This window comes from Cronobacter sp. HA18006 (assembly GCF_011605445.1).
Lineage (GTDB): Bacteria > Pseudomonadota > Gammaproteobacteria > Enterobacterales > Enterobacteriaceae > Cronobacter > Cronobacter sakazakii.
In genome coordinates, this window is record NZ_JAANQB010000027.1 from 61,366 (window position 1) to 81,395 (window position 20,030).

Sequence of the window (20,030 nt, forward strand, 5' to 3'; positions counted from 1 at the left end):
ACCGCAATCCGTGCGGGTTGTCGCTGGACAGGGGCACAAGGGCTTCATACAATCGGGACTAGTGTTGTGCGCACAGATTAATTTAAGGCGTCGCCGGGCACCGGGACGAGGATAGTTATCCATCAACGCCTTGCAATTCAGGAGAGGTAGGACGATGTCATTTGAAGTGTTTGAGAAACTGGAAGCCAAAGTTCAGCAGGCTGTTGATACTATCACCCTGCTGCAGATGGAAATCGAAGAGCTGAAAGACAAGAACAATCAACTTGCTCAGGAAGTTCAGAACGCCCAGGGCAGCCGCGAAGCGCTGGAGCATGAAAACCACCAGCTGCGCGAACAGCAGCATGTCTGGCAGGAACGCCTGCAGGCGCTGCTGGGAAAAATGGAAGAAGTGTGATTACCGCACTTTGAACCAAAAAGAACGGGCGCTCAGGGCGCCCGTTTTTGTTACTCGATATCCAGCGGATCTTCAGAAAGGATAATACCGGTATTGTCAGCGTAAAGATGATCGCCGGAGAAGAAGGTCACCCCGCCGAAATTGACGCGCACGTCGCTTTCGCCGATGCCTTCGCCCGCAGCACCCACCGGGATCGCCGCCAGCGCCTGGATGCCGACATCCAGCTCCGCCAGATCGTCCACCTGACGCACCGCGCCGTAGACGACAAGCCCTTCCCATTCATTCTGCACCGCAAGGCGCGCCAGTTCCGCATCGATCAGGGCACGGCGTACCGAACCGCCGCCATCTACCAGTAAAACGCGTCCGCGGCCATTTTCTTCGAGCAGCTCATACAGCAACCCGTTGTCCTCGAAACATTTCACCGTGATGATTTGCCCGCCAAAAGAAGAGCGACCGCCGAAGTTGGAGAACAGAGGCTCCACAACGTTGACCTCTTCTTGGTAGATGTCACAAAGCTCAGAAGTATCGTATTTCATAGGTTTAACGTTCAGTTGCTGCAAGAACTGTCAGTATATCGCTTAACGCGCGCTGTTGGCAAAATCATCAATTGTTAATTGATGCGGGTCAGTTAACGCAGCTGCTGGCTGACGATAAGCCCGATGATAAACAGCAGATTAACCAGCAGCGCCGCTTTCACGGTGCGCTCAAGCATTGGGCGCATCGCGGCAGGCTCGGTTTCGCGCAGCACAAAGCGCGCCTGACGCGCCAGCAGCGGGCTAGAGAGCAGGAACAGCCAGCCCCACAGGCTGTGCAGCCACAGAAGATTAAACGCCGCGAGGCAGACCAGCGCGCCCGCCAGCAGTGCCACGTGGTAACGGCGGGCGACGACGGGGCCGAGGCGCACCGCCAGCGTGTTTTTGCCGTTGCGGCGATCGCTGTCGATATCGCGCAGGTTGTTGATATTAAGCACTGCCGCCGCCAGCAATCCGCAGGCGGTCGCAGGCAGCCAGACCGGCGCAATCAGCGTATGGGCCTGGAGATACCAGCTGCCGAGCACGCTCAGCCAGCCGAAGAAAATCAGCACCGAGACATCGCCAAGCCCCATATAACCGTAAGGACGCGTGCCGACGGTGTAGGTAATGGCGGCGAGGATAGAGAGCGCGCCAAGCGCCAGGAACCCGAGCACATCGGCCATGCTGTGACAGGCGACATAAACCAGCGCCAGCCCGGAGATGCAAATCAGCGCCACGGTGAGCTGAATGGCGCGCTTCATCTGCGGTGCGGTTATCGCGCCTTTCTGCATGCCGCGCAGCGGGCCGAGGCGGTCCGGCTGATCGCTGCCTTTGACGGCGTCGCCATAATCGTTGGCAAGGTTAGAGAGAATTTGCAGCAGCCCGGCGGTCAGCAGCGCCAGCAGCGTAATCACGGGATCGAAATAGCCCTGCCAGCTGGCGAGCGCGCTGCCGACGAGAATGGCGGAAAACGCCAGCGGCAGCGTGCGTGGCCGCAGGCTTTCAAGCCAGGCCTGAGTGCGATTTACTGCGTGTGTCGATGTATTCATAAGCGGATCTGAGCCAATAAAAATGAGGGCTTGCCTGCCTGACGAAGCTGCGGATGGCTGGCGTCGTCTGCATAACCCGGCGCAAACGCCGGGAACAGACTGACCGCCTTACCGCACCTCACATCGGCGGGCAAAAGCCCTCACCAAAAGTGATGAAAATGCGTTGAGCGCGATTATAAGATAAAACGGCTCAGATCTTCATCTGCGACCAGCGCATCCAGGTGTTTGCTCACATAATCCGCGTCGATAGTAATCGTCTGGCCGCCCAGATCGCTCGCGTCATAGGAGATATCTTCCATCAGACGCTCAAGCACCGTATGCAGACGGCGCGCGCCGATGTTTTCCGTGGTTTCATTCACCTGCCACGCCGCCTGCGCGATGCGCTTAATGCCGTCGTCGGTGAATTCAATATGCACGCCTTCGGTTTCCATCAGCGCTTTGTACTGCACGGTGACAGAAGCGTTCGGCTCGGTCAGGATGCGCTCGAAATCTTCCGCGGTCAGCGCCTGCAGCTCAACGCGGATCGGCAGACGACCCTGCAGTTCAGGGATCAGATCGGATGGGCTCGCCACCTGGAACGCGCCGGAGGCGATAAACAGGATGTGGTCGGTTTTCACCATGCCGTGTTTGGTGGAGACGGTGCAGCCTTCCACCAGCGGCAGCAGGTCGCGCTGTACACCTTCGCGGGAAACGTCCGGGCCGGAGACATTACCGCGCTTACAGATTTTATCGATCTCGTCGATAAACACGATGCCGTGCTGCTCAACGGCTTCGATAGCCTGCTCTTTCAGCTCTTCCGGGTTCACCAGTTTGGCGGCTTCTTCTTCCACCAGCAGTTTCATCGCGTCTTTGATTTTCAGCTTGCGCGGTTTTTGCTTCTGGCCGCCCAGGTTCTGGAACATAGACTGCAGCTGGCTGGTCATCTCTTCCATGCCCGGAGGCGCCATAATTTCGACGCCCATCGGCGCCGCGGCCAGATTGATTTCAATCTCTTTGTCGTCGAGCTCGCCTTCACGCAGTTTTTTGCGAAACGCCTGACGCGCCGCGGACGGCTCTTGCTGCTGCTCCGGCTGGCCCCAGTTGTTTTTAGCCGGCGGGATCAGCACGTCGAGAATGCGCTCTTCGGCCATCTCTTCGGCGCGGTAGCGGTTTTTCTCAATCGACTGCATGCGCACCATTTTAATGGCGGAATCGGTCAGATCGCGGATGATGGAATCCACTTCTTTACCGACATAACCGACTTCGGTGAATTTCGTCGCTTCCACTTTGATGAACGGCGCGTTGGCGAGTTTCGCCAGACGACGGGCGATTTCGGTTTTACCGACGCCGGTCGGGCCAATCATCAGGATGTTTTTCGGGGTCACTTCATGACGCAGCTCTTCGTTAAGCTGCATACGGCGCCAGCGGTTACGCAGCGCGATAGCAACAGAACGCTTCGCCGCGTCCTGGCCGATAATGTGTTTGTCGAGTTCGCTGACAATCTCGCGTGGGGTCATTTCAGACATGTGAGGTCCTTACGCTTTGGAGTTCAATTCTTCGATGGTGAGGAAGTGGTTGGTGTAGATGCAGATATCGCCTGCAATCCCCAGCGACTTCTCGACGATGTCACGAGCGCCAAGCTCGGTGTTTTCCAGCAGCGCGCGTGCCGCAGCCTGCGCGTAAGGCCCGCCGGAGCCAATGGCGATCAGATCGTTTTCCGGCTGCACGACGTCACCGTTGCCGGTAATAATCAGCGAGGCGTTTTCGTCGGCCACCGCCAGCAGCGCTTCGAGGCGGCGCAGCATACGGTCGGTACGCCAGTCTTTCGCCAGTTCCACGGCGGCTTTCACCAGATGGCCCTGGTGCATTTCGAGTTTACGTTCGAAGAGTTCGAAGAGGGTAAAGGCGTCGGCGGTGCCGCCCGCGAAGCCCGCGATAACTTTATCGTTATACAGACGGCGGACTTTTTTCACGTTGCCTTTCATTACGGTGTTGCCCAGGGTGGCCTGGCCGTCGCCACCGATCACTACCTGGCCGTTGCGGCGCACACTTACTATTGTTGTCACGAGCAAACCCCTTATTGCATAAGCTGAAGACAGCGCCCTGCGAGTGATGCAGGGCAGAATGCAATTATAGATGGGGGATGTTTCGGGGGTTTCAACCCCCGGAGGCGAGACGAATGCAGTTTGAGTGACCCGCCATCTTCAGGCGGTTGAGCGTGCCGTCGGCGTTGTCTTTGCCTTTGATAGGGCCAATGACCACACGGTTCCAGCCATTGTTGGACGTAATGCGTGAGTCGAACCCTTCAAACGCCAGCTGCGCGCGCACGGTTTCGGCCTGCTCTGTGCCTTTAAACGAACCGCACTGCACCATCCAGCGGCGCTCGTCTTTCTTCTCGGCGGGCTTCGCGGCTTCCGTCTCGCGCGTTACCGGCGCGGTTTGCGCGGGCTTGCTCTGGGCGGTTTCACGCTGCGTGGTATGCGGCGGCGTCTGGAGCAGATCCTGATACGGCGCGTTGGTTGTCTGCTGCTGGCGCGGCGGTTGAGCAGGCTGCGTGGTGGTACGCGCGGGCTGCTGCGTCTGCACGGTGCGGGTCTGCGGCTGCTGATATCGCGTTTCTGTGCGCGGGGCTTCCGTGCGCGGCGTTTCCACACGCGGCGCGGTGCGTACCGGCTGCTGCGCGGTGTTATTCCACTGCTGCATCTGCTGCTGTTGCTGAAGCTGCTTCTGGCGTTGCAGCGTCTGCTGGCGCTGCGCCGGGGTCTGTTCGTTCCACGGCACTTCGCTAAGCTGCGTCGGCTGACGACGCATATCTGCCTGCATCTGGTCGAGCAACTGACGCTGTTCGTCGGTCAGCTGATCCTGATTCATGATTTCGCCACCCGCGGATGGCTCGGTCGGCTTCAGCACGCCTGGCTGGCGGCTTTCCAGCTCTTTGATATAGCGCCAGCGCTCTTCGGGCTTGGGCGGCAGACCGTTGCCGGTGACTTTATGGCCCGGCAGGGTTTCCGACTCTTCTTTTTTATGATGCGTAATAAAGTACAGACCGCCAATAAAGGCGACCAGCGCCGCCGCTGCGATAGCGACCATCGCCGGTGAAACAGCAGGCAGGTTACGTTGCTTTTTGCGGGTGTTAGTTTTCTTGCGCCGCGCGGGCGTCGGCTGTCCGCGGCGTACATAATCTCGTTGTGCCACTATCGTTTCGCTGTATCCATTCGTTAACAGCCCGCCATGTTACTTAAGGGACGGGCCTTTGACCAGATAAGGAGTCTTAAAGGCGGTTAATTTCGCGGCTTCGGCGCGCGCGTGGTGCCGCGCAGCACCAGTTCGCAGTCCAGCAGACGCGAGCCGCTGCTGACGGTGTGTCCGTTGAGCTGGCTGAGCAACAGCAGCATCGCCTCCCGACCAATATCAAAACGCGGCTGCGCCACGGTGGTGAGCGGCGGATCGCAAAACTCGGCTAACGCAATGTTATCAAAGCCAATAATGGAGAGATCGTCAGGCACGCGAAAGCCGCGGCGTTTCGCCATCGACAACGCGCCAAGCGCCATCACGTCGCTGTGGCAGAAAATCGCCGTCGGCGGTTGCGGCAGGCTTAGCAACTGTTCCAGCGCGTTCGCGCCCGCTTCATAGGTAAAATCGCCGCGGGCGATATAGTGCGGATCGACCGTCATACCGCTGCGGCGCAGCGCCTGAACGTAGCCCTGCAGACGGTAATGACACAGCGGCATCTCTTCCGGCCCGGCGATACAGGCGATCCGCTGATGCCCCAGTTCATGCAAATAATTGACGGCGTTGAACGCGGCGGTGAGGTTGTCGATATGCACCGTCGGCAGCTCCAGTTCCGGCGCGAATTCGTTCGCCATGACCATGGGTGGCAGATTGCGCTGCTCTTCTTTGCTGGCGTCAAACGGCAGGCGCGAGCCCAGCAGCAGCATGCCGTCTATCTGTTTGGTGATGATGAGGTCGATGAAGGTTTTTTCCTGCTGATTCTGGTGCGCGCAGTCGCCAATCAGCACCAGATAGCCCTGGTCCGCCGCGGTGACTTCTATGCCGCGAATGATTTCGCTGAAAAACGGATCGCAGATGTCCGGGACAATCACCAGAATGGTGCGCGATTCGTTGCGCTTCAGGTTGCGGTTGAGCGAACCGGGCAGATAACCCACGTCAATGGCGGCCTGCTCCACACGGTTGCGGGTGGCCTGTGAGACTTTCTCGGGATTCATTAACGCACGGGATACCGTCGCCGTTGAAACCCTGGCACGAACGGCGACATCTTTCATGGTTGCGGCAGCAACCTGCTTTCTGGACTTCACTTCATCTCCTCGTAGCGGTCCGCGGGCGCAGACTCGTCCTGTAATCTGACACGCCTCACATTCTTATCAGATATTAGGCGTGTCGGTTACAAAAATTACATCGGAGATGTGACGGATATTAAATTTTACGATCCGTTTCGCAGAAGCGGGGCGCGGTTCAGCCTTCGGTCGGGTCGACGTCGAGCGTCCACTTCACTTTACGCGCGGCGGGCAGCGTACCTATCAGCGGCAGGCTGCCGGAGACAATACGCTGGAGCTGCAAACGAGACGGGTGTTGCAGCAGCAACTGCCAGCGATAGCGTCCGCCGCGTTTGGGCTGCAGCGCAGGCACCGGGCCGAGCAGCCAGAGTTTCTGATCCGCAAGCGGGCTTGCCTGGAGCAGATTGCGCAGTTGCTGGAGAAACGCGGGAGCGTCCTGGTTATGGTGATCTTCCGCGCGGATCAAAATATGGCTGCTGTAGGGCGGAAGCGAGACGCTGCCGCGTTCGGCGAGCGCCTGATCGGCAAAGGCGTCATAACCCTGATGCAGCAGCGTCTGCAATAAAGGATGTTCCGGGTGGTGCGTCTGGAGAACCACTTCGCCCTGTTTCCCTGCGCGTCCGGCGCGGCCCGCCACCTGCGTGTAGAGCTGGGCAAAACGCTCCGCCGAGCGGAAATCGGCGCAGAACAGCGCGCCGTCGACATCCAGCAGCGCCACCAGCGTCACATCCGGGAAGTGATGGCCTTTGGCGAGCATCTGGGTGCCGATAAGAATACGCGCGCCGCCACGGTGAACTTCCGCCAGTTGCTCTTCAAGCGCGCCTTTGCGGCTGGTGGTGTCGCGGTCGATACGCGACAGCGGCACGCCGGGGAACAGCGGCGCCAGGCTCTGTTCCAGCTGTTCGGTGCCAAGCCCTACCGGCACCAGATGCGTGGAGCCGCACTGCGGGCACTGGCGCGGCACGGGGCGCTGGCTGTCACAGTGGTGGCAGCGTAGCTGATGCTGGGACTGATGCAGCGTGTAGTAGTGATCGCAGCGGGGGCATTCGGCTATCCAGCCACAGTCGTGGCAGAGCAGCGCGGGCGCGAAGCCACGGCGGTTAAGAAACAGAATGACCTGATTATCCGCCTGCAAATGCTGGCGCATCCGGGCGACCAGCGCAGGCGCAAGGCCCGCTTGGAGCGGCTGGCCTTTCAGATCCAGCACGTGCTGCTGCGCCGGGCGCGCGTTGCCCGCCCGGTGCGTCAGCTTCAGCACGCGGTATTTACGCTGGCGCACGTTGTGCAGCGTTTCGAGGGCGGGCGTCGCGGAGCCTAAGATAATCGGGATCTGCTCGCTGTGCGCCCGGTAGACTGCCAGATCGCGCGCGTGATAGCGCCAGCCTTCCTGCTGTTTATAAGAGCTGTCGTGCTCTTCATCGATAACAATCACGCCGAGATTTTTAAAGGGCGTGAACAGCGCCGAGCGCGTGCCGATGACAATCGCCGCCTCGCCGCTTTTGGCTTTCAGCCAGGCCGCCAGCCGTTCGCTGTCGTTGAGCGCCGAGTGCAGCACTTCGACGGGCGCGTTGAAACGCTCGCGAAAGCGGGCGATGGTCTGGGGTGTCAGGCCGATTTCCGGCACCAGCACCAGCGCCTGTTTGCCCTGCGCGAGCGTGTTTTCGAGCACGCTTAAATAGACTTCGGTTTTGCCGGAGCCGGTCACGCCCGCCAGCAGCCAGGCGCAGAAGTTATCGGCTTCGCCGCGAATGGCACCGACCGCCGTCGCCTGCTCGGTGTTAAGCCGCAGCCTGTCGCCGGATACCGAAAACTGACCGCGCCAGTCGGCGACCGGCGGCAGCTCGCTGCCCAGTTCGCACAGCCCTTTGGCGCGCAGCGCCTGCAGCGCGGCGTCATTAAACGCCATCTGCGCCACTTCATGCCGCCAGAGTCTGCCCTGGCGCAGCGCCGCCAGCGCCTGCTGCTGCTTTGGCGAACGCTTCAGGCTGTTGAGATCGACCGCCTGGCCCTCTTCGGTGGCGAACCAGTACCAGAGCGGCGCATGGCTTGCGGGTTTGCCCTGGCGCAACAGTACCGGCAGCGCGTGGAACAGCACTTCGCCAATCGGGTGATGATAATAATCGGCCGCCCACAGCAGCATACGCCAGAGCACAGGCGGGTAGAGCGATTCGCTGTCCAGCACCTCCACCACGCTTTTCAGCTCATCAAGCGGCAGCTCGCTCTCATCGCCTACCGCCACGACCACACCGACGCGCTGCTGGCGACCGAACGGCACGCGCACGCGACAGCCTGCCGCCGCCGTCATGGCATCGGGCAGCAGATAGTCAAAGGTGCGGGCAAGCGGAACGGGCAGAGCGACGCGGGCGACAGGCATGAAGGCATCCGGGCTGATAAAAGTAGCGTGATAGTGTACACTGTGTGTTCATAAATTTGCGGATCAGTTTGCATGAGGCGGTTATTTTCTGTATGATTCGCCGCCTTTGATGCCCTTTAAAAGTATCAAACCGACTTTATCAACATCGCGTGGTGTCTGGCGTAAGGGCTGGAAGAGCGACGCGGCCTTAACTGAGGTTTCCCATGAAAAAAGATATTCACCCGAAATATGTTGAAATCACCGCTACCTGCTCTTGCGGTAACGTGATCAAAACTCGCTCCACCGTTGGCCACGACCTGAACCTGGACGTGTGCGGCAACTGCCACCCGTTCTTCACTGGTAAACAGCGTGTTGTTGATACCGGTGGTCGTGTTGAGCGTTTCAACAAACGCTTCAGCATCCCGGGCAGCAAATAAGTTTCCCGAAAAAAGGCGCCAGACGGCGCCTTTTTTGTTGCTCCCGAGCATAAAACAAAGGCGCCTGTGGGCGCCTTTGTCGTTGATGCGAATCAGTATTCCCAGGTATCCGGGTCGATACCCATTTCACGCATGATTACCTTGGCCTCTTCGGGGATCTCATCGCTGCGCTCTTTGCGCAGGTCATCGTCGTCCGGCAAGGGCTGGCCGGTAAAGGCGTGAAGGAAAGCCTCGCACAGCAGCTCGCTGTTAGTGGCATGGCGCAGGTTATTCACCTGACGACGGGTGCGTTCATCGGTGAGGATTTTTAACACCTTCAGAGGAATGGAAACCGTAATTTTTTTGACCTGTTCACTCTTCTTGCCGTGCTCAGCGTAGGGGCTGATATATTCGCCGTTCCATTCAGCCATGAGATACCTTTAATCCTCTCAGTCATTAGAAAAAGATTAAAACCGGATAGGTCTCACGGTCTTAACCCGATAGTCTGTTGTTCAGCAGCGTAGAATAATACCGTGACTTCCGTACCGATGCTGCATCACTACCCTATAAAACACATAATTTTAACGGCTAATCCTGTTTTGCTCAATCTATACGCAAAGAAGTTTAGATGTCCAGATGTATTGACGTCTATATTGGCAATGTTTACTCTGTCCCTCACTTTTCTCCGATAATGCCAGGAAACGACTCCTCATGACGCGTAAACAGGCCACCATCGCAGTGCGCAGCGGGCTCAATGACGACGAGCAGTACGGCTGCGTCGTTCCGCCGATTCACCTCTCCAGCACCTACAACTTCACCGGTTTTAATGAGCCGCGCGCGCATGACTACTCCCGTCGCGGCAACCCGACGCGCGATGTGGTTCAGCGCGCGCTGGCGGAGCTGGAAGGCGGCGCGGGTGCCGTGCTGACTAACACCGGCATGTCGGCAATCCATCTGGTGACGACCGTTTTCCTGAAGCCCGGCGATCTGCTGGTGGCCCCGCACGACTGCTACGGCGGTAGTTATCGCCTTTTTGACAGCCTCGCGAAACGCGGCTGTTATCGCGTCAAATTTGTCGATCAGGGTGATGAGGCGGCGCTGAAAGCGGCGCTTGCCGAACAACCGAAACTGGTGCTGGTGGAAAGCCCGAGCAATCCCTTGTTGCGCGTGGTGGATATTGCGAAAATTTGCGAACTTTCGCGCGCGGCCGGAGCCATAAGTGTGGTGGATAATACGTTCCTGAGTCCGGCTCTGCAGAATCCGCTGGCGCTGGGGGCCGATCTGGTTCTGCACTCCTGCACCAAATACCTCAACGGGCACTCCGATGTGGTGGCGGGCGTGGTGATTGCAAAAGATCCTGACACCGTTACCGAGCTTGCCTGGTGGGCCAATAACATCGGTGTGACCGGCGGCGCGTTCGACAGCTACCTGCTGCTGCGCGGCCTGCGTACATTGAGCCCGCGTATGGAAGTGGCACAGCGTAACGCCAGCGCGATTGTCGATTTCCTTAAGCAGCAGCCGCGGGTGAAAAAGTTGTATCATCCGTCGCTGCCGGAGAATGCGGGGCATGAGATAGCCGCACGTCAGCAAAAGGGCTTCGGCGCGATGCTGAGTTTTGAACTGGATGGCGACGAACAGACGCTGCGCCGTTTCCTCGGCGCGCTGGAGCTGTTCACGCTGGCAGAATCGCTGGGCGGCGTGGAGAGCCTGATTTCTCACGCCGCGACGATGACCCACGCGGGCATGGCACCGGAAGCGCGCGCCGCGGCGGGCATCTCCGAGACGCTGCTACGTATTTCGACCGGTATTGAAGATAGCGAAGATTTAATTGCCGACCTGGAAAAAGCATTCCAGGCGGCGGGCTAAGGGGTAAGCATGAGTGTTACAGCGCCTGCAGGGACGAACGGTCGTCAGCTGCACAAATTTGGCGGCAGCAGTCTCGCCGACGTGAAATGTTACCTGCGCGTGGCGGGTATCATGGCCGACTATTCCCGCGCCGGGGATATGATGGTGGTGTCCGCGGCGGGCAGCACGACCAACCAGCTGATTAGCTGGCTGAAGTTAAGCCAGAGCGATCGTCTCTCCGCGCATCAGGTGCAACAGGCGCTGCGCCGTTATCAGAGCGAGCTTATCGCCGGGCTGCTGCCTGCCGCGGTTGCCGACGGGCTTATCAGCGAATTTATTCACGATCTTGAGCGCCTGGCCGCGCTGCTGGACGGCACCATCACCGACGCGGTTTACGCGGAAGTGGTCGGCCACGGCGAAATATGGTCCGCGCGCCTCATGGCCGCCGTGCTCAATCAGCAGGGGATCGACGCCGCCTGGCTCGACGCGCGTGATTTCCTGCGTGCAGAGCGCGCCGCGCAGCCGCAGGTAAACGAAGGCCTTTCTTTCCCGCTGTTGCAGCAGTTGCTGGTGCAGCACCCGAATAAACGTTTAGTCGTCACCGGGTTTATCTGCCGTAACGACGCGGGCGAAACCGTGCTGCTCGGCCGTAACGGCTCCGACTATTCAGCGACGCAAATCGGTGCGCTAGCGGGTGTCTCGCGCGTCACCATCTGGAGCGACGTGGCGGGCGTTTACAGCGCCGACCCGCGCAAAGTCAAAGATGCCTGCCTGCTGCCGCTGCTGCGCCTTGACGAAGCGAGCGAGCTGGCGCGTCTGGCCGCGCCTGTGCTGCACGCCCGCACGTTGCAGCCGGTTTCCGGCAGCGATATCGATTTACAGCTGCGTTGCAGCTACAGCCCAGAGCAGGGTTCCACGCGCATTGAGCGCGTGCTGGCCTCCGGCACTGGCGCACGTATCGTCACCAGCCATGACGACGTTTGCCTTATCGAATTCGAAGTGCCGTCGCACCAGGATTTCAAACTGGCGCATAAAGAGGTTGATGCGCTCTTAAGACGCGCACAGCTGCGTCCGCTGTCGGTCGGCGTGCATCCCGACCGCCGCCTGCTGCAACTCTGCTATACCTCAGAAGTGGTTGGCAGCGCGCTCAAACTGCTGGAAGACGCCGCGCTGCCGGGCGAGCTGCGCCTGCGTGAAGGGCTGGCGCTCGTGGCGCTGGTAGGGGCGGGCGTGTGTCGCAACCCGTTGCACAGCCACCGTTTCTGGCAGCAACTCAAAGATCAGCCGGTAGAGTTTATCTGGCAGTCGGAAGAGGCCATTAGCCTGGTGGCGGTGCTGCGTACCGGCCCGACGGAGAGCCTGATCCAGGGGCTGCACCAGTCGCTGTTCCGCGCGGAAAAACGTATCGGGCTGATGCTGTTCGGCAAAGGGAATATCGGCTCGCGCTGGCTTGAACTGTTCGCACGCGAGCAGGAGACGCTCTCTGCCCGCACCGGCCTTGAGTTTGTGCTGGCGGGCGTGGTGGACAGCCGCCGCAGCCTGCTCAATTACGACGGTCTTGACGCGAGCCGAGCGCTGGCGTTCTTCAATGATGAAGCGGTGGAGCAGGATGAAGAGTCATTGTTCCTGTGGATGCGCGCGCACCCGTATGACGATTTAGTGGTGCTGGACGTAACCGCAAGCCAGGATCTGGCGGACCAGTATCTCGATTTCGCCAGCTACGGTTTCCACGTCATCAGCGCCAATAAACTGGCGGGCGCGAGTAACAGCCAGAACTACCGCCAGATCCGCGACGCGTTTGCGAAAACGGGCCGTCACTGGCTCTATAACGCGACCGTTGGCGCCGGGCTGCCGGTCAACCACACGGTGCGCGATCTGCGCGACAGCGGTGATTCGATTCTCTCCATCAGCGGGATTTTCTCCGGCACGCTGTCATGGCTGTTTTTGCAGTTCGACGGGACAGTGCCGTTTACCGAGCTGGTGGACCAGGCGTGGCAGCAGGGGCTGACGGAGCCAGATCCGCGCGTGGATCTCTCCGGTAAGGATGTGATGCGCAAGTTAGTTATCCTGGCGCGCGAGGCGGGCTACGATATCGAGCCCGATCAGGTGCGCGTGGAGTCGCTGGTGCCGGCCGGGTGCGAAGAGGGCTCGGTGGATCACTTCTTTGAATATGGCGACGCGCTGAACGAGCAGATGGTGCAACGTCTTGAGGCGGCGCGCGAGCTGGGCCTGGTGCTGCGTTATGTGGCGCGCTTTGACGCCAACGGCAAGGCGCGCGTCGGCGTCGAGGCGGTGCGTCCAGAGCATCCGCTGGCGTCATTGCTGCCGTGCGATAACGTGTTCGCCATTGAAAGCCGCTGGTATCGCGATAACCCGTTAGTTATCCGCGGGCCCGGTGCCGGGCGCGACGTGACCGCCGGGGCGATTCAGTCGGATCTTAACCGGCTGGCGCAGTTGCTCTGATTTTATTGTGGTGGGTGCGCTGCGCTTACCCACCCTACCTAACTCATACGTTTTGTTGTGTAGGGTGGGTAAGCGCAGCGCACCCGCCATGCCAGATAACACCCCATGCCTTTCTTCCGCTGTACAACCTTTGCGCATTTCCCCGTCATGAAGCTTTTTCAACTTCGCTGAAAAATACTCACATCAAGTGATGATTTACCTGTTGACGCCATCCGGCTTTTCCGTCATTTTTACATCTGGACGTCTAAACGTATAGAAGTCAACACACGCGACCACGACACAGCGATTGATGAGGTAAGGTATGAGCTTTTTTCACGCCAACCAGCGGGAGGCCCTGAATCAGAGCCTCGCAGAAGTGCAGGGACAGATTAACGTCTCCTTTGAGTTTTTCCCGCCGCGCACCAGTGAAATGGAGCAGACCCTCTGGTCCTCTATCGATCGCTTAAGCAGCCTGAAGCCGAAATTTGTGTCGGTCACCTACGGCGCTAACTCTGGCGAGCGCGACCGCACCCACAGCATCATCAAAGGCATTAAAGACCGCACCGGCCTTGAAGCCGCGCCGCACCTCACCTGCGTCGACGCGACGCCTGATGAGCTGCGTACCATCGCGCGCGACTACTGGAACAACGGCATTCGCCACATTGTCGCGCTGCGCGGCGACCTGCCTGCTGGCAGCGGCAAACCGGAAATGTACGCCAGCGATCTGGTGGCGCTGTTAAAAGAGGTGGCCGATTTCGATATCTCCGTCGCGGCGTACCCGGAAGTACACCCGGAGGCGAAAAGCGCGCAGGCGGATCTGCTGAATCTGCGCCGTAAAATCGACGCGGGCGCTAACCGCGCCATCACCCAGTTCTTCTTTGATGTCGAAAGCTATCTGCGCTTTCGCGACCGCTGCGCGGCTACAGGTATCGATGTGGAAATCATCCCTGGCATTCTGCCGGTCTCTAACTTTAAGCAGGCGAAAAAGTTTGCCGACATGACCAACGTGCGCATTCCGTCCTGGATGTCGCAAATGTTTGCCGGGCTTGATGACGACGCCGAAACCCGCAAGCTGGTTGGCGCTAACATTGCGATGGACATGGTGAAGATTCTAAGCCGCGAAGGCGTAAAAGATTTCCACTTCTATACGCTTAACCGCGCGGAAATGAGTTACGCCATCTGCCATACGCTGGGTGTAAGGCCGGCGCTGGAACTGAAAACAGCGTAATGCTATTGCGAGGATGACAAGGAGGCGCGAGCCTCCTTTTTTGTCTGGCGCTAACCAGAGTGTTACAAAATATATATTTCAGGGTTTTTATAAACCTGTACAAGAGAAATATGCATTGTACAGGTTATTTTTTCTTAAGCTAAATCACCGTGCTTTTTACCTTTGCGGGCAGGCGTTTTAAACCCGTCACTGCTATTTATGACGCTTAGCCTGCATATTATTATTGCTGGTTTTTTATTATTAAAAATACCAGGGCTGGTAGCTATCGTAGCGATATAAAAATACACGTTATGCCTTATTCATTATTGCCGATATGCTGTGTAAGAAACCTTCCTGGACAGCAATAATGATTAGCAAGATAACGAATATTTTAAAAAACGACGCGGCGTTCTCAGCGATAAAAGCGCATATGGCGGTTATTCTTTTCCGCCCCGACGGCACGATTGTGGAAGCGAATCCGGCTTTCCAGGCGGCTATGGGATATTCGCTTAATGAACTGGTGGGTAAGCATCATCGTATGTTCTGCGCGCCGGAATATGCCGCCAGCCCTGAATATAAGCAGTTCTGGCAACGGCTTGGGCGCGGCGAAACCTTCAGCGATAAATTCCAGCGCTATAAAAAAGATGGCAGCGAAATGTGGCTGGAGGCGAATTATATTCCGGTCCTCGGTAAAAATAACAACGTAGAGTATGTTCTTAAACTGGCGCGTGATATCTCAGGAAGGATCCATGACGCGCTGAACAAAGACGCCATCCTCAAGGCGGCGCACCGCTCTATGGCAATCATTGAATTTACGCCGGACGGACATATTGTCTCGGCGAACGAGAACTTCTGTAAGGCTTCCGGATACACGCTGAACGAAATTATCGGCAAGCATCACCGTATCTTCTGCGAGCGCGACTACGCGATGAGCGCAGAGTATGCCGATTTCTGGCGCAAACTGAACCACGGGGAATTCGCCTCCGGGGATTTTCGCCGCGTCACTAAACATCGTCATGAACTCTGGCTGCGCGCCAGTTACAGCCCCGTTTTTGACGATAAAGGCCGCCTTTATCGCGTGGTGAAATTCGCCTATGACGTGACGGCGGAAGTACAGAAAAGCCGCGATGAGCGTCAGGCGACGGAAAGAGCGGAAGCGGTCTCCCGCGAGACGCTGACCAAAACGGTTGAGATCAGAAAGACCTTAGATGACTGCGTCACGGCAATGGAGAATATCCAAAGCAATATGGAGCAGGTTATCGGCATCGTCACCAACCTGAAAAACGACTCGGAAAGCATTATGGACCTGTCATCGGTGATTGCGCAGATAGCGACGCAGACCAAATTGCTGTCACTCAACGCCTCGGTGGAGGCGGCGCGCGCGGGCGATTCCGGTAAAGGTTTTTCTGTGGTCGCAACCGAAGTGAAATCACTGGCTGACCGTATCGATGACGCGACCGGGAAAATAACGCGCATCACCGAGAAAAACGATAACCTGACGAAAAGCGCGCTGGATTCTATCTGCCGCAGCGGTAAAGAGGTGGCGTCCACGACGGCTATTTCGCGCGAGGCGCTGATGCTGACCAAAGAGATTGAAGGCTACGCTAAAAATATTCTCGAAGCCGTTAACGCGATTGGCAAAGTCATTAACGCCTAACGCCAGCCCGCGTCGTCGCGCATAACCGTCATGTCTGTCGTGGCATAACGACTTATTTTGTCAGTGCGAATCGTCAACATCTCGGTTCCGTTTATCACCGGAACCGGTTGTTTATTTTAACGAAATGATTCGTCGCTATTTGTGTATTTTTCTGCGAAACGTCTGATATAACCGCACGCTTTTTGCGGTTGTTAATTTTTTGTTTTAATAATTTTAAAAGTTTAATTGATGCGTTAAAATAATCAGCTAAATTTTCAATGATAGTTGATTGTGATGTCTAAAATAACGCTCAGCAGAAAGCACGCACCGGCTTTCTCGCTTATTGCTTTACTTGTCAGTTCAGCCGCTTATGCGGAAAACACCACGGAAAAAACCGATGTCCTGCTGATTGGCGGCGGCATCATGAGCGCGTCGCTCGGTACGGTCCTTCAGGAAATCCAGCCAGACTGGAAACAGCTGATGGTAGAAAAACTGGACGGCGTGGCGCTTGAATCCTCCAACGGCTGGAATAACGCAGGTACCGGCCACTCGGCGAACATGGAGCTGAACTACACGCCGGAGCGTGAAGACGGTTCGATTGACGTGACCAAAGCGCTGGAAATCAATGAAGCGTTTATGATTTCTCGTCAGTTCTGGTCTTCTCAGGTGAAACGCGGCGTACTTAACGATCCGCACTCCTTTATTAACTCCACGCCGCACATGAGCTTTGTCTGGGGCGATAAAAATGTGGAGTACCTGACCAAACGTTACCAGGCGTTGCAGCAGACCACGCTGTTCCAGGGGATGCAGTTCTCCACCGATCAGCAGCAAATCAAAAAATGGGCACCGCTGATTATTGAAGGCCGCGATCCGAAGCAGAAAGTCGCTGCGACCTGGACGCCGGTCGGCACCGACGTCAACTACGGCGAAATCACCCGTCAGCTGGTGGGCAGCCTGAAAAAAACCAGCAACTTCAAGCTGGAAACCTCTTCTGAAGTTACTGATTTCAAACGCAACGCCGATAACTCCTGGCACGTCACGATAACAGACGTGAAGAGCGGGAAAGAGCACGCCGTGGACGCGAAATATGTGTTCATCGGCGCCGGCGGCGGCGCGCTGAAGCTGCTGCAAAAAACCGGCATTCCTGAAGCGGATAACTACGCAGGCTTCCCGGTTGGCGGCTCGTTCCTGGTGTCTGAGAACCCGGAAATCGCCCGCCAGCATGGCGAAAAAGTCTATGGTCAGGCATCCGTTGGCGCGCCGCCGATGTCCGTGCCGCACCTCGACGCCCGTTTCCTGGATGGCAAACGCGTGGTGCTGTTCGGGCCATTCGCGACGTTCTCCACCAAATTCCTGAAAAACGGTTCGTTCTTCGATCTGCTGAGCACCACCACCACCAGCAACTTTATGCCGATGACCGATGTGGGCCTCGATAATTTCGATCTGGTGAAATACCTGATTGGTCAGGTCATGCTGAGCGATGAAGACCGCTTTGAAGCGCTGAAAGAGTACTACCCGACGGCGCGTAAAGAGGACTGGAAGCTTATCCAGGCGGGCCAGCGTGTCCAGATCATCAAAAAAGATCCGGAGAAAGGCGGCGTGCTGAAGCTTGGCACCGAAATCGTCACCGACCAGCAGAAAACCCTGGCGGCGCTGCTTGGCGCGTCTCCGGGCGCGTCCACGGCGGCCCCTATCTCTATCAACGTCATCAAGCAGCTGTTCCCGGAGCAGTTCAAATCTGAAGCCTGGCAGAGCAAACTGCGTGAGATCGTGCCGAGCTATGGTCAGAAGCTGAACGGCAACGTGGCGCTGACCCAGCAGGTATGGGACGAGACGGCAGCGACGCTGCAGCTCACCAAACCGCCGGTTATCCAGATGAAAGATGCGAAGCCCGCCACACCGGAAGCCAAACCGGCGCAGGCATCCAGCCCGCAGCACGATATGGCGCTGTAACCCTAAGCGTGTAATGCAAAAAAGGAGGCCACGGGCCTCCTTTTTTATGGTGCGCATGTTATTAGGGATTGTTGTTAGATAAACAACGAAAAGATTAACCCGCTATGCCTGGATTTTCTCATTTCTCGTTCTGACTTCTATTCAGAATAAAAATAATATGCTTTTGCTGGTGCGTTAATATTTTTAAATTTGCGCGTTATTGCCCGTGCATTCAGTGTTAATTCTGCTGTGTTTTATTTTTTTATGATTAATAAGGGTTGTGATTTCCTGGTATTTAGGAAATTGGCTCGGTATTTTTCATGCCGTTATTTTTAAAGATCTTTTTTAGCGTGACTGTATCTAATCATCGAACCTGTTATAGGTTCGTCTATTGTTGTTGGAAGTGGGCTTTTTATAATGCCACCATCATCGTAACGCGGTTAATAACGTTGCTTATTAGCATTGCCCTGACGCTCTAATGATAACGAATCCATTAATCGTCCAGGGCGGAATTTTATAGCAGATGATCACCAGCTTTGTCCTGATACGCAGGGCGCATTCGGGGCGAAAATTATATTCACAGGCTGTGAATATAGTCCGGCTATTTTGATAAATAGCTTAACTTTTAATGTAATTAGGATGATATATGAAAAAGTTAGCACTTGGCCTTTCTTTAGCTGCGGCAATGGGATTTGCCGTGACCGCGCAGGCTGCTTCCACCGGCACAATTACCTTTGAAGGAGAGCTGACCGCAACTTCATGCGACGTAAATGTTGATGGCCAGGGTTCTGATGCGACCATTACACTGCCAACCATGGGGATTAATCAGCTTGATGCGGCCGGTAAAACGGCGGGCCGCACCAATTTTGTGATGGATCTGACTAACTGTGCGGGCACGCTGAAAACCGTGGCGGCCTACTTTGAAGCAGGTGCGTCTGTCGATCCGGTCACGGGCCGTCTGAAAAACGCCACGGGTGCAGACAATGCCACCAAAGTCAGCCTCCAGCTGCGCGACGGCTCCAGCACTTCCTACGACGTGATTAAAGCGGGCGACGCCAGCCAGTCCACCAAAACCACCTTTGTCACGTATGACGCCACCGAAGGCACCGCCACGCTGCCTTACGCAGTGGAATATTACGCAGAAGACGCCACCACGGCCGGTAAGGTTAACAGCAGCGTCGTTTATTCACTGATGTATAAGTAAAAAATGCGACAGGAGGGGCATCCCTCCTGTATTTCTTCAAGGGAGTGAATCACATGGCGAATACCCTTTCCTGGAAAAGCGCATTCTTCATACTGGTGATGGGGTTTGCCTGCCCGGCGGCCATCGCCAGTATCGTTATTACCGGTACCCGCGTGATTTATCCGAGCGATGCGCCAGAGGTTAGCGTAAAACTCGATAATAAAGGCACCTCGCCCGTATTGATTCAAAGCTGGATCGATAACGGCAATGCCGACGCCGCGCCGGAAACCATACAGGTGCCGTTTATTTTAACCCCACCGATTAACCGGGTTGAGCCAGATAAAGGCCAGACGCTGCGTATTACGTTTACCGGTAAATTATTGCCCGCCGATCGCGAATCGGTTTACTGGCTTAACGTGCTGGAAATTCCTGCTAAAAAAGCGACGCTCAGCGATAACTATTTACAGGTCGCGTTTCGCTCGCGCATTAAATTATTCCTTCGCCCTGCAGGGCTTGAAGGCAATGCCAATGACTCTGTTAACCATGTCACCTGGCGCGCCAATGGACAGACTATCGAAGCGGCAAACCCCACGCCCTATTTTATTTCCCTGGTCAATCTGACAGTGAACGGGAAAACCCTCGATGCCGACATGATTGCGCCGAAATCGACCATGACAATAAAACTGCCTGGCAGTCCGGGAAATAAACTCGCAGGCGTCTTTGTTAATGATTATGGCGCGCTGAATGAATTCGAGGCGACGCTGAAATAAGCCGTCGCTCTGTTTAT

17 protein-coding genes are annotated in these 20,030 nt (G+C 56.8%); 9 read left to right on the forward strand and 8 right to left on the reverse strand.

Annotation, left to right across the window (positions count from 1 at the left end; genetic code table 11):
• The first annotated feature begins 154 nt into the window (after nucleotides 1-154).
• A complete protein-coding gene (gene zapB / locus G9X48_RS21100) occupies nucleotides 155-394 on the forward strand; it encodes a septal ring assembly protein ZapB (RefSeq protein ID WP_007779254.1) in 240 nt (79 codons plus the stop codon).
• A 50-nt stretch (nucleotides 395-444) separates the two neighbouring features.
• On the opposite strand, the gene rraA is transcribed toward zapB, so the two are convergent.
• From rraA to priA, 7 genes are all read right to left on the reverse strand, one after another.
• Nucleotides 445-930, reverse strand: coding sequence for a ribonuclease E activity regulator RraA (gene rraA / locus G9X48_RS21105; RefSeq protein WP_004385735.1), 486 nt, complete (start codon nucleotides 928-930; stop codon nucleotides 445-447).
• A 92-nt stretch (nucleotides 931-1,022) separates the two neighbouring features.
• Nucleotides 1,023-1,955, reverse strand: coding sequence for a 1,4-dihydroxy-2-naphthoate polyprenyltransferase (gene menA, locus G9X48_RS21110; RefSeq protein WP_097641706.1), 933 nt, complete (start codon nucleotides 1,953-1,955; stop codon nucleotides 1,023-1,025).
• A gap of 173 nt (nucleotides 1,956-2,128) precedes the next feature.
• Nucleotides 2,129-3,460, reverse strand: a complete 1,332-nt coding sequence (hslU, locus tag G9X48_RS21115; protein WP_004385733.1) for an HslU--HslV peptidase ATPase subunit — start codon at nucleotides 3,458-3,460, stop codon at nucleotides 2,129-2,131.
• Between the two features lie 9 nt (nucleotides 3,461-3,469).
• Nucleotides 3,470-4,000, reverse strand: coding sequence for an ATP-dependent protease subunit HslV (gene hslV, locus G9X48_RS21120; RefSeq protein ID WP_004385732.1), 531 nt, complete (start codon nucleotides 3,998-4,000; stop codon nucleotides 3,470-3,472).
• 91 nt (nucleotides 4,001-4,091) lie between these two features.
• Nucleotides 4,092-5,129: a cell division protein FtsN gene (gene ftsN / locus G9X48_RS21125; protein ID WP_004385731.1), complete on the reverse strand. Its 1,038-nt coding sequence runs from the start codon at nucleotides 5,127-5,129 to the stop codon at nucleotides 4,092-4,094.
• 86 nt (nucleotides 5,130-5,215) lie between these two features.
• A complete protein-coding gene (gene cytR / locus G9X48_RS21130) occupies nucleotides 5,216-6,250 on the reverse strand; it encodes a DNA-binding transcriptional regulator CytR (protein ID WP_007872118.1) in 1,035 nt (344 codons plus the stop codon).
• Between the two features lie 157 nt (nucleotides 6,251-6,407).
• Nucleotides 6,408-8,603 carry a primosomal protein N' gene (priA, locus tag G9X48_RS21135; protein WP_087600925.1) on the reverse strand — a complete coding sequence of 732 codons (2,196 nt, stop codon included), beginning with the start codon at nucleotides 8,601-8,603 and terminating at the stop codon, nucleotides 6,408-6,410.
• Between the two features lie 203 nt (nucleotides 8,604-8,806).
• Here priA and rpmE point away from each other — a divergent pair, with 203 nt between their 5' ends.
• On the forward strand, nucleotides 8,807-9,019 hold the full coding sequence (rpmE, locus tag G9X48_RS21140; RefSeq protein WP_004385728.1) for a 50S ribosomal protein L31: 213 nt from the start codon (nucleotides 8,807-8,809) through the stop codon (nucleotides 9,017-9,019).
• 92 nt (nucleotides 9,020-9,111) lie between these two features.
• Here the strand turns inward: rpmE and metJ are convergent, their stop codons facing one another.
• Nucleotides 9,112-9,429, reverse strand: a complete 318-nt coding sequence (metJ, locus tag G9X48_RS21145; RefSeq protein WP_004385727.1) for a met regulon transcriptional regulator MetJ — start codon at nucleotides 9,427-9,429, stop codon at nucleotides 9,112-9,114.
• Nucleotides 9,430-9,709: 280 nt separating this feature from the next.
• Between metJ and metB the strand changes: the two genes are divergently transcribed.
• The 7 genes from metB (at nucleotide 9,710) to G9X48_RS21180 (ending at nucleotide 20,013) form a co-directional block, all read left to right on the forward strand.
• Nucleotides 9,710-10,864, forward strand: coding sequence for a cystathionine gamma-synthase (gene metB, locus G9X48_RS21150; RefSeq protein WP_007892472.1), 1,155 nt, complete (start codon nucleotides 9,710-9,712; stop codon nucleotides 10,862-10,864).
• A gap of 9 nt (nucleotides 10,865-10,873) precedes the next feature.
• Entirely contained in the window at nucleotides 10,874-13,306 is a 2,433-nt protein-coding gene (locus tag G9X48_RS21155) for a bifunctional aspartate kinase/homoserine dehydrogenase II (protein ID WP_097641707.1), read from the forward strand.
• Between the two features lie 301 nt (nucleotides 13,307-13,607).
• Nucleotides 13,608-14,513: a methylenetetrahydrofolate reductase gene (gene metF, locus G9X48_RS21160; protein WP_004385723.1), complete on the forward strand. Its 906-nt coding sequence runs from the start codon at nucleotides 13,608-13,610 to the stop codon at nucleotides 14,511-14,513.
• Between the two features lie 346 nt (nucleotides 14,514-14,859).
• Nucleotides 14,860-16,149 (forward strand): PAS domain-containing methyl-accepting chemotaxis protein, encoded by a 1,290-nt coding sequence (locus G9X48_RS21165; RefSeq protein WP_029039318.1) that lies wholly within the window; start codon nucleotides 14,860-14,862, stop codon nucleotides 16,147-16,149.
• A 273-nt stretch (nucleotides 16,150-16,422) separates the two neighbouring features.
• Nucleotides 16,423-18,081 carry a malate dehydrogenase (quinone) gene (mqo, locus tag G9X48_RS21170; RefSeq protein WP_012126077.1) on the forward strand — a complete coding sequence of 553 codons (1,659 nt, stop codon included), beginning with the start codon at nucleotides 16,423-16,425 and terminating at the stop codon, nucleotides 18,079-18,081.
• Nucleotides 18,082-18,706: 625 nt separating this feature from the next.
• Nucleotides 18,707-19,264, forward strand: a complete 558-nt coding sequence (locus tag G9X48_RS21175) for a fimbrial protein (RefSeq protein ID WP_007853740.1) — start codon at nucleotides 18,707-18,709, stop codon at nucleotides 19,262-19,264.
• Nucleotides 19,265-19,317: 53 nt separating this feature from the next.
• Nucleotides 19,318-20,013 (forward strand): fimbria/pilus periplasmic chaperone, encoded by a 696-nt coding sequence (locus G9X48_RS21180; RefSeq protein WP_097641708.1) that lies wholly within the window; start codon nucleotides 19,318-19,320, stop codon nucleotides 20,011-20,013.
• Nucleotides 20,014-20,030: the final 17 nt, after the last annotated feature.

What these genes read in the sequence shown, in the direction of transcription:
- G9X48_RS21180 (WP_097641708.1), top strand. Translation starts at nt 19,318, where the DNA reads ATGGCGAATACCCTTTCCTGGAAAAGCGCATTCTTCATACTGGTGATG.
- G9X48_RS21175 (WP_007853740.1), top strand. Translation starts at nt 18,707, where the DNA reads ATGAAAAAGTTAGCACTTGGCCTTTCTTTAGCTGCGGCAATGGGATTT.
- rpmE (WP_004385728.1), top strand. Translation starts at nt 8,807, where the DNA reads ATGAAAAAAGATATTCACCCGAAATATGTTGAAATCACCGCTACCTGC.
- zapB (WP_007779254.1), top strand. Translation starts at nt 155, where the DNA reads ATGTCATTTGAAGTGTTTGAGAAACTGGAAGCCAAAGTTCAGCAGGCT.
- rraA (WP_004385735.1), bottom strand. Translation starts at nt 930, where the DNA reads ATGAAATACGATACTTCTGAGCTTTGTGACATCTACCAAGAAGAGGTC.
- mqo (WP_012126077.1), top strand. Translation starts at nt 16,423, where the DNA reads ATGTCTAAAATAACGCTCAGCAGAAAGCACGCACCGGCTTTCTCGCTT.
- hslU (WP_004385733.1), bottom strand. Translation starts at nt 3,460, where the DNA reads ATGTCTGAAATGACCCCACGCGAGATTGTCAGCGAACTCGACAAACAC.
- metB (WP_007892472.1), top strand. Translation starts at nt 9,710, where the DNA reads ATGACGCGTAAACAGGCCACCATCGCAGTGCGCAGCGGGCTCAATGAC.
- priA (WP_087600925.1), bottom strand. Translation starts at nt 8,603, where the DNA reads ATGCCTGTCGCCCGCGTCGCTCTGCCCGTTCCGCTTGCCCGCACCTTT.
- menA (WP_097641706.1), bottom strand. Translation starts at nt 1,955, where the DNA reads ATGAATACATCGACACACGCAGTAAATCGCACTCAGGCCTGGCTTGAA.
- metJ (WP_004385727.1), bottom strand. Translation starts at nt 9,429, where the DNA reads ATGGCTGAATGGAACGGCGAATATATCAGCCCCTACGCTGAGCACGGC.
- G9X48_RS21155 (WP_097641707.1), top strand. Translation starts at nt 10,874, where the DNA reads ATGAGTGTTACAGCGCCTGCAGGGACGAACGGTCGTCAGCTGCACAAA.
- G9X48_RS21165 (WP_029039318.1), top strand. Translation starts at nt 14,860, where the DNA reads ATGATTAGCAAGATAACGAATATTTTAAAAAACGACGCGGCGTTCTCA.
- metF (WP_004385723.1), top strand. Translation starts at nt 13,608, where the DNA reads ATGAGCTTTTTTCACGCCAACCAGCGGGAGGCCCTGAATCAGAGCCTC.